Raw genomic sequence first — 12,092 nt, forward strand, 5'->3', positions numbered from 1 at the left:
CGAGTTGTCCACCACCCACCGGACCACCACCGAGGCGACGGCGAGCCGGGTGCTCGTCCTCAATTCCGGCTCCTCGTCGGTGAAGTACCAGCTGCTGGACATGCGCGACCGGTCCCGGCTGGCGACCGGTCTCGTCGAGCGGATCGGCGAGTCGACCTCCCGGCTGGCCCACACCCCCGAGGGCGGCGGGACGCGCGAGCGCACCGGCCGGATCGCCGACCACGACCAGGCGCTGAAGGCCGCGGCCGACGAGCTGGCGGCCGACGGCCTCGGCCTCGACTCCCCCGAACTCGCCGCGATCGGCCACCGGGTGGTGCACGGCGGGCTGAAGTTCAGCGAGCCCACCGTGATCACCGACGAGGTGCTGAAGGAAATCGAGCGACTCGTCCCGGTGGCCCCGCTGCACAACCCGGCGAACATCACCGGGATCCGTACGGCGCGGGCGCTGCGCCCCGACCTTCCGCAGGTCGCGGTCTTCGACACGGCGTTCCACACGACGATGCCGGAGTACGCGGCGCGCTACGCGATCGATGTCGAGACCGCCGACGCGCACCGCATCCGCCGCTACGGCTTCCACGGCACCTCGCACGCCTACGTCTCGCGCCGGACGGCCGAGCTGCTGGGCCGCCCGGTGGCCGATGTGAACGTGATCGTGCTGCACCTGGGCAACGGGGCCTCGGCATCGGCGGTGGCGGGCGGCCGGTGCGTGGAGACGTCGATGGGGCTGACCCCCCTGGAGGGTCTGGTCATGGGGACGCGCTCCGGGGACATCGATCCGGCCGTCACCTTCCACCTGAAGCGGGTGGCGGGCATGTCGACGGACGAGATCGACGCCCTGCTGAACAAGAGGAGCGGTCTCGTCGGCCTCTGCGGCGACAACGACATGCGCGAGATCCGGCGCCGGGTGGACGAGGGCGACGAGCGTGCCGCTCTCGCGTTCGACATCTACATCCACCGACTGAGGAAGTACATCGGCGCCTATTCGGCGGTCCTCGGCCGGGTGGACGCCGTGGTGTTCACGGCGGGGGTCGGGGAGAACTCGGCCCCGGTGCGGGAGGCTGCGCTCGCGGGTCTCGAGGCTTTCGGCCTGGCCGTGGACGCCGGACGCAACGCCGTACGGTCCGGTGAACCCCGGCTGATCTCACCCGATGACGCGCGGGTGGCGGTCGCCGTCGTACCCACGGACGAGGAGCTGGAGATCGCCGGCCAGACCTTCGACCTGGTCCACAACTGAGCGGACCCGCGCCCTTTTGTATCTTCCACCAGACGGAATATTCCGCAGTGAAACAAACCGATAGGATCCGCCTCATGCGCCGTTCCAAAATCGTCTGCACCCTCGGTCCCGCCGTCGACTCCCATGAGCAGCTCGTCGCTCTGATCGAGGCCGGCATGAGCGTGGCCCGATTCAACTTCAGTCACGGTTCCCACGAGGAGCACCAAGGCCGTTACGACCGTGTCCGCAAGGCCGCGACCGAGACCGGACGTGCCGTCGGTGTACTCGCCGACCTCCAGGGTCCCAAGATCCGTCTCGGAAAGTTCGCCGAGGGTCCGGTCGAGCTGGTCCGCGGGGACGAGTTCGTCATCACGGCCGAGGACGTCCCCGGGGACAAGTCGGTCTGCGGCACCACCTACAAGGGGCTGCCCGGCGACGTCGCCAAGGGTGACCCGATCCTGATCAACGACGGCAACGTCGAGCTGAAGGTCGTCTCCGTCGACGGCCCCCGGGTGACCAGCATCGTCATCGAGGGCGGTGTCATCTCCGACCACAAGGGGATCAACCTCCCCGGTGCGGCGGTCAACGTCCCCGCGCTGTCCGAGAAGGACGTCGAGGACCTGCGGTTCGCCCTGCGGATGGGCTGCGACCTGGTCGCGCTGTCCTTCGTGCGGGACGCCGAGGACATCAAGGACGTCCACAAGGTGATGGACGAGGAGGGCCGCCGGGTCCCCGTCGTCGCCAAGGTCGAGAAGCCGCAGGCCGTCGAGCACATGGAGGGCATCGTCGCCGCCTTCGACGGTGTGATGGTCGCCCGTGGTGACCTCGCCGTCGAGTATCCGCTCGAAAAGGTCCCGATGGTGCAGAAGCGCCTCATCGAGCTGTGCCGCCGCAACGCCAAGCCGGTGATCGTGGCGACCCAGATGATGGAGTCGATGATCACCAACTCCCGGCCGACCCGCGCCGAGGCGTCCGACGTCGCCAACGCGATCCTGGACGGCGCGGACGCGGTCATGCTGTCGGCCGAGTCCTCCGTCGGCGCGTACCCGATCGAGACGGTCAAGACGATGGCGAAGATCGTCGTCGCCGCCGAGGAGGAGCTCCTGTCCAAGGGCCTCCAGCCGCTCGTCCCGGGCAAGAAGCCCCGTACGCAGGGCGGTTCGGTGGCCCGCGCGGCCTGCGAGATCGCGGACTTCCTGGACGGCAAGGCGCTGGTGGCCTTCACCAAGTCCGGTGACACCGCCCGCCGTCTGTCCCGCTACCGCACAGCGCAGCCGATCCTGGCCTTCACCACGGAGGAGTCCACCCGCAACCAGCTCGCGCTGAGCTGGGGCGTCGAGTCCTCCGTCGTGCCGCACGTGGACAACACGGACGCCATGGTCGACCTGGTGGACGCCGAGCTGCTGAAGCTGAACCGCTACAGCGACGGCGACACGATGGTCATCACGGCCGGCTCCCCTCCCGGCGTCCCCGGCACCACCAACATGGTCCGGGTGCACCACCTGAGCGGCGAGCGCGCCTGACGCGGCGGCGCCCCGCACAAGGACTGTGGCCCGCACCCCCGGACAACGGGGGTGCGGGCCACAGTCCTTGTGCGGCTCCCTGACGGGTCCTAGCTGTTGCCGCCGGTGAAGTAGTTCTGCAGTCCGGGGACCTTGAGCGATCCGCCGAACTGGCCCGCCTGCTTCACCGTGGCGTTGGTGAAGAAGGCGAACGGCACATTCAGCGGCGGCGGGGTCTCCGGGCTGAAGGTGACGGGGATGAGGCCGAAGAGGTTGCCCTTCAGCTCCTCCGTGTACATCGTCACCGTGCCGTTGCGGATCGTGGAGGTGGAGCCCTCCTCCGCCTTGACATGGCCGGTGGAGCCGGCCGGGCCCTTCGTCAGCTGGTGAAGGTCCTTGATGTCGACGGTGTCGGCGGTGAACTTCAGCACCTTCTTGACCGAGCCGTTGTACGTCTTCACCTCGACGATGCCCGCGTAGTCGAGCCCGGTGAGCGTGAGCTTCGACGTCTCCAGCGTCCACGGGTCGTCCGGGAGCAGCGGGACGCCCTGCTCCAGGTCGGCCGCGGCGAGCGCCTCGGGGTCGGCGGTCGGGCAGGGGAAGCGCTCCTTGGCGCCGTCCGGGATGTCCTCGTCCTTCACCGGGTCGAGGCCCTTGACGTCGTCGTCGAGCTCCTCGACCTCCTCGCCCGCCTTCCCCGCGGCGTCACGGATGGCGTCGGTGGTCTTGTCGACCGTGCCCTTCACCGCGTCCGTGGCCTTCTTCGCGGGCTTGGTGGTGGCGCTCTCCGACGGCTTCGGGGTCTCGGTGGTGGCACTGGCGCTGGGGGACGGCTCGGCCGTCTCCTTGTCCTTGTCCTTGCCGCCGCCCAGGAGGTCCTTGAGCGCGTCACCGACACCCAGCGGGTCGAGGGGGTTCTTCGACTCGGTGGGCGCGGGGGTGGCCGACGATGCGGCCTTGTCGTCGGAGGACTCCTTGGAGTCCTTGGAGTCCTTGGACTTGTCCGCGTCGGCGCTCGCACTCGTGGAGGGCTTCGGGGTGGTGGCCCCGTCGTCCTTCTTCTTGTCGGCCTCGGTGTCCTTGTCGTCCTTGGCCTTGTCGTCCTTGCCGTCCTCGGACGGCGTGGCACTCGGGCTCGGATCCTGCGACTCGGACGGCTCGTCGGAGCGGGTCACACAGGGCCCGGGCGCGAAGGGGATGTCCTGGCTGTCGTCGGCCATGGCCAGCTTGGGGGTGAGCCCCATGCCCACGAAGACGGCCGTCGGCATCGCGGCGAGCGCGAACGCCTTCTTGCCCGCGGGCATGTGCAGCTTCGTCAGGAGCGACTTCCTGGGTGCCGCGTGGCGGCGCCCGCCCCGCCCCGGAATGTCCTCCGGGCCGAGGTCGTTCATCTGCCCGTCGTCACCCCGCACGATGCCTCCCACCGTCGGCCTCCACCGCCGCCTTGAACAGCAGGGGCCTCCGCGGGGCCTCAGCCGTGTCCTGGGACTCCCGGCGGGGCTCAGGCACCTCGGCGGCGTCGTCGGCCGTCCTGTGGGCCTCAGCGTCCTCCGGGACCGGTGCCGCCGTCGCCTCGGCCGGAGCCCAGGAGACCGAGAGCGCCCCGCCGAGGAGGGAGAACAGGAAGCCGATGATGAAGCCGCCTATGTTGGCGACGGGGATGGAGATGAGCGCGAGCAGGATCGCGGCGATACCGGCGAACACCCGCACGATGTGGTGGAACCACATCGTCAGGCCCAGCGTGATGAGCAGGACCCCGATGATCAGCGACCCCGCACCCGCGGTGGTGGACATCGCGATCGTCATGTTGCCGAGGTGCATGTTGGCGTACGGGAAGTACGCGATGGGTAGACCACCCAAAATGGTGAACAGTCCCGCCCAGAACGGCCGGTTACCCCGCCAGGTGCGGAATCCCCGCCGGTAGACGGTGAGGTAGTGCTCGTTCTGCCCTGTGGACTCGGGGCTCATGGAAAACAGCTCCCTGGAACCGGTACTGCTGTGAGAAGAGAAGGGGTGGGCAGCCGGAGGCCCTCACGAGGCTCCGGCCACCCGGGCGAGTGCTAGAAGCACTCCTTGACGCCCTTGTGCAGCTTCAGGCTCAGGTTGCTGAGCTTGAAGGTGCCGGCCGTGGTGGCCCACGCCGTCTGCTCCACGTTGGACAGCGTGGCCGTGTCGGCACGCTGCGAGAAGCCGTTCGGGTTGACGGACTTCTCGGTACCGGACTGGATGCCGGGCTTCCCGACCGAACCGGCGGCGACGCCGATGTCGATGTTCTCGAAGTACGCGTCCGCGTCGAGCTGAGCGACGTCGAGGTACAGGTTCGTCGCCTCGACGGGCTTCTTCGGGTCGGTACCGGCCTTCAGCTGCAGGCTGACGCTGCCGAGACCGAAGGGAAGGTCAGGCGTGACCACCGACTGGCACATGTTGGTGATCGTCGCGCTGCTGAAGCCGGAGACCGCGACCGGGTGCGCCGCGTCCTTGCCGTCGAGGTCCTTGCCGACAGCGACGCTGCCGTACTGGACGAAGTCCTTACCGACGAGCTTGTCGGTGCTGACCTTGAAGCTCTGGCCGGAGACGCTGAACGACGCGGCGAGCGCACCCTGCGCGAGGCCGACGCCGACTGCGGCGGTCGCGACGACGCTCGGCACCATGACCAGAGCGAAACGCTTCCATCTTGTGCCACCGCGAACCTGCGAACTCATAAATTTCCTCCTTCTCGGACGTACATCTCCGGTACGGGCATGGTGCCCGTCCTGGGATGGGAGAAGTGCTACGTCCTCGGGAAGGAGAGCGCCCTGACCGGAGGCGCGTACCGCATCCGAATCACCGGCGATCACCCCCGAGCGACAACCACTGGCCGCGCGTCTGCGCAACCGGTTCGGACAGGCCCTGCCAGGGCAGGAACCCCCCTGTCCGCGATCGGCGCCACTGCCGCCGACCACCCGGTGGGGACCCAAGAAGCCCACCTGCGCCGACTGGCCGTCGGGCTGGCGGGTATTGGACCGAGCGTGGCCGATCGTGGTGCATTCGCGGCCGTGACACAAGGGGGGTCGTTACCGGCTAGTAACGGCACGATAACCAGGATGCGACAGGCGGGCACCGCACGGCCACACAGGGTGGCCCCGGCGGGACGTGCGAACGGCGGGATTACAGCCCGAAACCGGACAGACCTCCGTAGACGATTTACTACGAGTAACAGCGCGTACTTTTATCAAGTTTTGGTAAAGCAGAGGTGTTTCCCGGCGTTCGCCCGCGAAAACGGCCGTGGTGCCCGGTGGGCTCCACGGCCGTGTTGTCACATCAGAACAAGACGCGCGCCAGGGCGGTCCGTGCGGCGGCGACCCGCGGATCGTCGGGGCCGATCACCTCGAAGAGCTCCAGGAGCCGCACCCGGACGGTGTCACGGTCGTCGCCGACATTGCGGCGGACGGTCTCGACGAGCCGGCCGAAGGCGTCCTCCACATGGCCGCCCACGAGGTCCAGGTCCGCGGCCGCCAGCTGCGCCGCGGGGTCGGCCGGCTTCTCCGCCGCGTCCGTGCGGACCCGCTGGGGGTCGAGGCCGGAGACACGGCCCAGCAGCTCGGCCTGGGCGAGGCCCAGCTTCGCCTCGGTGTTCAGCGGGTCGTCGGCCAGGACGCGCTTGTACGCCTTGACGGCGCCGTCGAAGTCATTGGCGTCGAGCGCCTGGGCGGCGGCTTCCAGCTGTGCGTCGTAGGGCCCCGCGGGCACCTCGGCCGGGGCGCTCTCCGCGCCCTCGGCACCCGCATCGGGGTCGACGACGATCCCGGTGAGGCCGAACCGCTCCTCGCCGACCTGGATCAGCTGGTCCAGCGTCTGGCGGATCTGGTTCTCGGGGGCCGCGCCCTGGAAGAGCGGAAGCGCCTGTCCGGCCACCACGGCGAAGACCGCGGGGATGCCCTGGACCCCGAACTGCTGCATCAGCATCTGGTTGGCGTCGACATCGACCTTGGCCAGGACGAAACGGCCGTTGTACTCGGCGGCGAGGCGCTCGAGGAGCGGGCTGAGCTGCTTGCACGGCTCGCACCACTCGGCCCAGAAGTCGATCACGACGGGGACTTCGGAGGAGCGCTGGAGGACCTCGGCCTCGAAGCCGGCCTCATCGACGTCGATCACCAGCGAGGCGGGTGCCACGGCACCGCTTCCCCCCTGTCGGGCGGACTCCGCGCGGGCCTGCTCCGCCTTCGCCTTGGCGTCGCCGGCCGCCTTCACAGCGGCGAGGTCGACGACGCCGCTCATGGACATGTTCCTAGGCTGCATACGTACATCCTCCCCCCTGTGCGCACTGTTCCGGAAAGCGATCCGCGAACCGCTTCCGTCCACAGCCACGCCGGTGTGCGCGGCGGGCGGACGGAAGCGGCCCTGGGGCCCTGAAAAACCCCGAGATCGGCACCGGGTCCCCACCCGGCGCCTATGGCTGTCGATCAGTGTGGCGTGGGCGACGGAAGATCCGTCGATCCTTACGCTACGACCCGTAGCGTAACTGCCAGGACCCCCTGCGAGGCAAGAGTGCGCGGTGATCTGTCTCACGAGCCCCAGGACCGGTCAGCACTACTTACTGGCCGGTATGGTCGCCGCATGCTGAGCCGCAGCCCCACCGGACCCTCCAGGTCCGGACGTCCCCGCAGTGCCGAAGCGGATGCCGCGATCCTGGAGGCGACCCGCGCCTCACTGGTCGACCTCGGCTGGTCGAAGCTGACGATGGGCGATGTGGCGACGCGCGCGGGGGTCGCCAAGACGACGCTCTACCGCCGCTGGGCAGGCAAGAACGAGCTGGTGGTGGACGCGGTCGCCGTCCTCTTCGACGAGCTCGAACTGCCCGATCTCGGCAGCCTCGCGGCCGATGTGGAGGCCGTCGTCCTCCAGTTCGCGGCCCTGCTGGAGCGCCCCGAGACCAAGACGGCGCTGATGGCCGTGGTCGCCGAGTCGACGCGGGACGAGGCCCTGCGGGACCGCATACGCGACTCCATCGTGGCCCGGCAGAAGCACCTCGTCCTCCAGGGGAGCGAGCGTGCGCAGGAGCGCGGCGAACTGCCCACCGAACCGGACGCGGTGGTGGCGGCCCGCACCGCGGACCTGGTCTTCGACGTGATCGCCGGCGCGGTGGTGCACCGCGCGCTGGTGAGCGCCGAGCCCGTCGACGCCGACTGGGCCAGGCGCTTCACCCTGCTGCTGCTCCTGGGCCTGGGAGCGGCCTCCGCCCAGGACGAGCAGCCTCAGAAGCCCGGCGGCTCCGTGTAGACGCCCCACTCGTCGCGCAGCACCCCGCAGATCTCGCCGAGCGTCGCCTCCGCCCGTACGGCCTCCAGCATCGGGCCGATCATGTTCGATCCGTCGCGCGCCGCGGCCAGCATCGCGTCCAGCGCGCCCCGCACCTTCGCGTCCTCGCGGCCCGCCTTGCGGCCGGTGAGCTCACGCACCTGCTCACGCTCGACCTCGTGACTGACCCGCAGGATCTCCAGGTCACCGGTGACCGAACCGTGGTGGACGTTGACGCCGACGACCCGCTTCTCGCCCTTCTCCAGCGACTGCTGGTAGCGGAAGGCGGATTCGGCCGTCTCACCGGTGAACCAGCCGTCCTCGATCCCGCGCAGGATGCCGGAGGTCATGGGCCCGATGGGGTGCTTGCCGTCGGTGTGCGCCCGGGTGCCGCGCTCCCTGATCTGCTCGAAGATCTTCTCGGCGTCGGCCTCGATGCGGTCGGTGAGCTGCTCGACGTACCACGAACCGCCCAGCGGGTCCGCGACATTGGCGACGCCGGTCTCCTCCATGAGCACCTGCTGGGTGCGCAGCGCGATCTCGGCGGCCTGCTCGGAGGGCAGGGCGAGGGTCTCGTCCAGGGCGTTGGTGTGCAGGGAGTTGGTGCCGCCGAGGACGGCGGACAGCGCCTCCACGGCGGTGCGTACGACGTTGTTGTACGGCTGCTGGGCGGTCAGCGAGACACCGGCGGTCTGGGTGTGGAAGCGGAGCCACTGGGCCTTGTCGGTCTTCGCGCCGTACGTCTCCTTCATCCAGCGCGCCCAGATCCGGCGGGCGGCACGGAATTTGGCGATCTCCTCGAAGAAGTCGAGGTGCGCGTCGAAGAAGAAGGAGAGCCCGGGGGCGAAGGTGTCGACGTCCATGCCGCGGGAGAGCCCGAGCTCCACGTATCCGAAGCCGTCGGCGAGGGTGTAGGCGAGCTCCTGCGCGGCCGTGGCCCCGGCCTCGCGGATGTGGTAGCCGGAGACCGACAGCGGTTTGTACGCGGGGATGTCGCGCGCGCAGTGCTCCATCAGGTCGCCGATGAGGCGCAGATGGGGCTCGGGCTGGAAGAGCCACTCCTTCTGCGCGATGTACTCCTTGAAGATGTCGGTCTGGAGCGTGCCGTTGAGCACACCCGGATCGATGCCCTGGCGCTCGGCGGCGACCAGGTACATGCAGAAGACGGGGACGGCGGGCCCGCTGATCGTCATCGAGGTGGTGACGTCGCCCAGCGGGATGTCCTGGAACAGCACCTCCATGTCGGCGGCGGAGTCGATGGCGACGCCGCAGTGGCCGACCTCGCCGAGTGAGCGGGGATCGTCGGAGTCCCGGCCCATCAGGGTCGGCATGTCGAAGGCGACGCTGAGCCCGCCCCCGCCGTTGGCCAGGATGGTCTTGTACCGCTCGTTGGTCTGCCGGGCGTTGCCGAAGCCGGCGAACTGGCGGATGGTCCAGCTGCGGCCCCGGTAGCCGGTGGGGTGGAGTCCCCGGGTGAAGGGGTACTCGCCCGGCCAGCCGATCCGTTCGAAGCCCTCGTACGTGTCGCCGGGGCGGGGCCCGTACACGGGCTCCACCGGGTCACCGGAGAGCGTGGTGAAGTCCGCGTCACGCTTGCGGGCCTTGTCGTAACGGGCCTGCCAGCGGCGGCGGCCTTCCTCGATCGCAGATGCGTCCATGCTTCAAATTTACTAGGACGTCCTAGTAAATGTCGACGGCAAACCGCCCTGCGCTTCGCGCGGGGCGGTCGGGTGCTGCCCGGATCAGGCCTTGACGGCCTGCGGGGAGCCCTCGGTGACGAGCGGCTCGACCTCCCGGACCACCTTGCGCTCGACGAAGAACGCGGCCGTCGGGATCGTGCCGGAGATCAGCACCCAGAGCAGCTTGCCGACCGGCCACTTCGCCTTGGAACCGAGGTCGAAGGCGAAGATCAGGTAGATGATGTAGAGGACACCGTGGATCTGCGAGACGACGAGCGTCACACCCTCACCGGTGTCGAAGCCGTACTTGAAGACCATGGAGACACACAGGATCAACAGCATCACGGCGGTGACATAGGCCATCACCCGGTAGCGGGTCAGCACACTGCGTTTCATGGCATCGAGCGTAGCCGGGCAGCCGGGGCGATCTTGCGGCGCCCTGCCCCTCACGGGAAGCCCTACGCGTCGTCGAAGTCCTGGGCGGCCACCCGCAGCGGGCGCAGCATCGCGAAGATCTCTGCGCACTCCTCGTCGTCGTACGCCCCGAGCCCGAAGTCCATCGCCATCAGGTCCTGGCTGGCGGCCTCGACGACCTCACGGCCCTTGTCCGTGATGGAGGCGAGGGTTCCGCGCCCGTCGTTGGGGTTGGGGCGCTTGTCGACGAGCCCCGAGCGCACCAGCCGGTCGACGGTGTTCGTCACGGAGGTGGGGTGCACCATCAGACGCTCGCCGATCTTGGACATCGGCAGCTCGCCGGCCTGCGAGAAGGTCAGCAGGACCAACGCCTCGTAGCGGGCGAACGTCAGCCCGTACGGTTTCACCACCGCGTCCACCTCGGCGAGCAGGATCTGCTGCGCACGCATGATCGAGGTGATCGCGCCCATGGAGGGCACCGGGCCCCAGCGCCGGTGCCAGAGTTCCTCTGCGCGGGCGATGGGGTCGAAGGGGAGGCTGAGCGGCTTCGGCACGGCCACGACCTTACCCACTGGTCACATGACGGTCAGCCCCGTCTCGTACTTCGGTACCGGACACGTGTTCCATGCACCTCCAGGGCGAGCAGAACCGTGCAGACCGTGCCGAGCACTCCCGCGTACGCGACGACCTGGTGCACCGGAAGGAACTCCGCGGCCAGCCCCGCGAGGGCCATACCGATCCCCTGGAACGTCATCAGTCCCGCGGTGAGCAGGGTCATGGCCCGCCCCCGCAGATGCTCGGGGACCGCCTCGACGAACCACTGGTCGAGCCCGATGACGTACGCCGCCCCCGCCCCGGCCAGCAGGAGGGCGCCGACGGCCAGGGCCGTCCCCGGGCGGAACGCGTACAACAGGAGGGGCAGCAGGCCGAGGGCGGCGACCGGCAGCACGATCCGGGAGCGGGCACGCGGGCCGAGCGCGGTGCCGACGTACAGCTCGGCGCCGATGTGGCCGACGGCCATCGCGCACATCAGCAGCCCCACCGCGGCGGGGCCGGCGCCGATCGCGTCCGCGTAGGGCGCCGCGAGCGCCTCGGGGGCGACCACGAAGAAGGCCGGCACCCAGAAGAGCAGCAGCAGCCCCAGGATCCGGCGGTCGCCGAGTACGGCCCTGGTCCCGGCGAGCGACTCCCCGATCAGCGCGCCGCGGGCGCCACCCGTCGCGCGGGCCGGGCGGTCCAGGGTGCCCAGGCGCAGCAGCGCCGCCGAGCAGAGAAACGTCACCACGGTGATGGTGATCGCCCCGCGCGGGGACAGCACGGTGAGCAGCACCCCGCCCGCGCCGAAGCCGATGAGCATGGCGCTCTGCGACACCAGGCGCAGCAGCGAGCGTCCGAGCACGTAGAGGTCGCCGTCCCCGAGGATGTCGGTGAGTGCGGCCGTCCGTGTCCCGGTGAAGACGGGGGCGACCGCGGCCACCGCACAGCGCAGGGCCAGCAGCCAGCCGACCGGGGTGCCCGGGAACACCATCACGGCGACGCAGCCGGCGCAGATCAGGTCGCAGGTGACGAGGACACGGCGGGCGGGGTAGCGGTCGGCGGCCCCGGCGAGGAGCGTGCCGCCGACGATGTACGGGAGGAAGCCGAGCGCGAAGGTGAGGGCGGACAGCAGGGGTGAGCCGGTGAGGTCGTAGACGAGCAGGGTGAGGGCCAGCTCGCTGACGGTCACCCCGAGCAGGGAGAGCAGATGTGCGGCGAAGACCGCGCGGAACTCCCGTACGGCGAACACCGCACGGTATCCGCCGGACGGGGGGCCCGCCCCCGGGGCCGGGCCCGGGTCGGACGAGGAGGCGTGCTCCGGGGGCAGGAGCCGGGCAGCCGCATCGGCGGCGGGCTCTTCGCGGGGTGTACCCGCCGGGATGGTGGTGTCGCTCGGCATGGACGCAGCTTGGCCGAACGGCCCCGCCCGTCCGTAGACTTTCGGCTCACACCGAAAGTTGGCGTCGCCCC

At 69.7% G+C, this 12,092-nt stretch carries 11 protein-coding genes; 3 read left to right on the forward strand and 8 right to left on the reverse strand.

Annotation, left to right across the window (positions count from 1 at the left end):
• Positions 1–4: 4 nt before the first annotated feature.
• Together OG623_RS09850 and pyk are read left to right on the forward strand one after the other, a co-directional pair.
• Positions 5–1,234: an acetate kinase gene (locus OG623_RS09850; RefSeq protein ID WP_406145875.1), complete on the forward strand. Its 1,230-nt coding sequence runs from the start codon at positions 5–7 to the stop codon at positions 1,232–1,234.
• Between the two features lie 74 nt (positions 1,235–1,308).
• On the forward strand, positions 1,309–2,736 hold the full coding sequence (gene pyk, locus OG623_RS09855) for a pyruvate kinase (RefSeq protein WP_406145876.1): 1,428 nt from the start codon (positions 1,309–1,311) through the stop codon (positions 2,734–2,736).
• An 89-nt stretch (positions 2,737–2,825) separates the two neighbouring features.
• On the opposite strand, the gene OG623_RS09860 is transcribed toward pyk, so the two are convergent.
• The 4 genes from OG623_RS09860 to OG623_RS09875 form a co-directional block, all read right to left on the reverse strand.
• Positions 2,826–4,127: a hypothetical protein gene (locus OG623_RS09860; RefSeq protein WP_406151755.1), complete on the reverse strand. Its 1,302-nt coding sequence runs from the start codon at positions 4,125–4,127 to the stop codon at positions 2,826–2,828.
• Positions 4,117–4,683: a DUF6114 domain-containing protein gene (locus tag OG623_RS09865; RefSeq protein ID WP_406145877.1), complete on the reverse strand. Its 567-nt coding sequence runs from the start codon at positions 4,681–4,683 to the stop codon at positions 4,117–4,119. The genes OG623_RS09860 and OG623_RS09865 overlap by 11 nt, the downstream gene beginning before the upstream one ends.
• Positions 4,684–4,775: 92 nt before the next feature.
• Positions 4,776–5,417 (reverse strand): DUF6230 family protein, encoded by a 642-nt coding sequence (locus OG623_RS09870; RefSeq protein ID WP_406145878.1) that lies wholly within the window; start codon positions 5,415–5,417, stop codon positions 4,776–4,778.
• A gap of 598 nt (positions 5,418–6,015) precedes the next feature.
• Entirely contained in the window at positions 6,016–6,993 is a 978-nt protein-coding gene (locus OG623_RS09875) for a tetratricopeptide repeat protein (RefSeq protein WP_406145879.1), read from the reverse strand.
• Positions 6,994–7,311: 318 nt separating this feature from the next.
• On the opposite strand from OG623_RS09875, the gene OG623_RS09880 reads away from it, so the two are divergent.
• Positions 7,312–7,974, forward strand: a complete 663-nt coding sequence (locus OG623_RS09880) for a TetR/AcrR family transcriptional regulator (RefSeq protein WP_406145880.1) — start codon at positions 7,312–7,314, stop codon at positions 7,972–7,974.
• On the opposite strand, the gene OG623_RS09885 is transcribed toward OG623_RS09880, so the two are convergent.
• From OG623_RS09885 to OG623_RS09900, 4 genes are all read right to left on the reverse strand, one after another.
• Positions 7,950–9,650: a methylmalonyl-CoA mutase gene (locus OG623_RS09885; RefSeq protein WP_406145881.1), complete on the reverse strand. Its 1,701-nt coding sequence runs from the start codon at positions 9,648–9,650 to the stop codon at positions 7,950–7,952. The two genes, OG623_RS09880 and OG623_RS09885, sit on opposite strands and share 25 nt — an antisense overlap.
• Positions 9,651–9,734: 84 nt before the next feature.
• Positions 9,735–10,067, reverse strand: a complete 333-nt coding sequence (locus OG623_RS09890; RefSeq protein ID WP_406145882.1) for a DUF3817 domain-containing protein — start codon at positions 10,065–10,067, stop codon at positions 9,735–9,737.
• A 62-nt stretch (positions 10,068–10,129) separates the two neighbouring features.
• Positions 10,130–10,639 carry a MarR family winged helix-turn-helix transcriptional regulator gene (locus OG623_RS09895; RefSeq protein WP_406145883.1) on the reverse strand — a complete coding sequence of 170 codons (510 nt, stop codon included), beginning with the start codon at positions 10,637–10,639 and terminating at the stop codon, positions 10,130–10,132.
• A 32-nt stretch (positions 10,640–10,671) separates the two neighbouring features.
• Entirely contained in the window at positions 10,672–12,021 is a 1,350-nt protein-coding gene (locus OG623_RS09900) for an MFS transporter (RefSeq protein ID WP_406145884.1), read from the reverse strand.
• Positions 12,022–12,092: the final 71 nt, after the last annotated feature.

Origin of the sequence: Streptomyces sp. NBC_01012, assembly GCF_045162755.1 — a bacterium.
Lineage (GTDB): Bacteria > Actinomycetota > Actinomycetes > Streptomycetales > Streptomycetaceae > Streptomyces.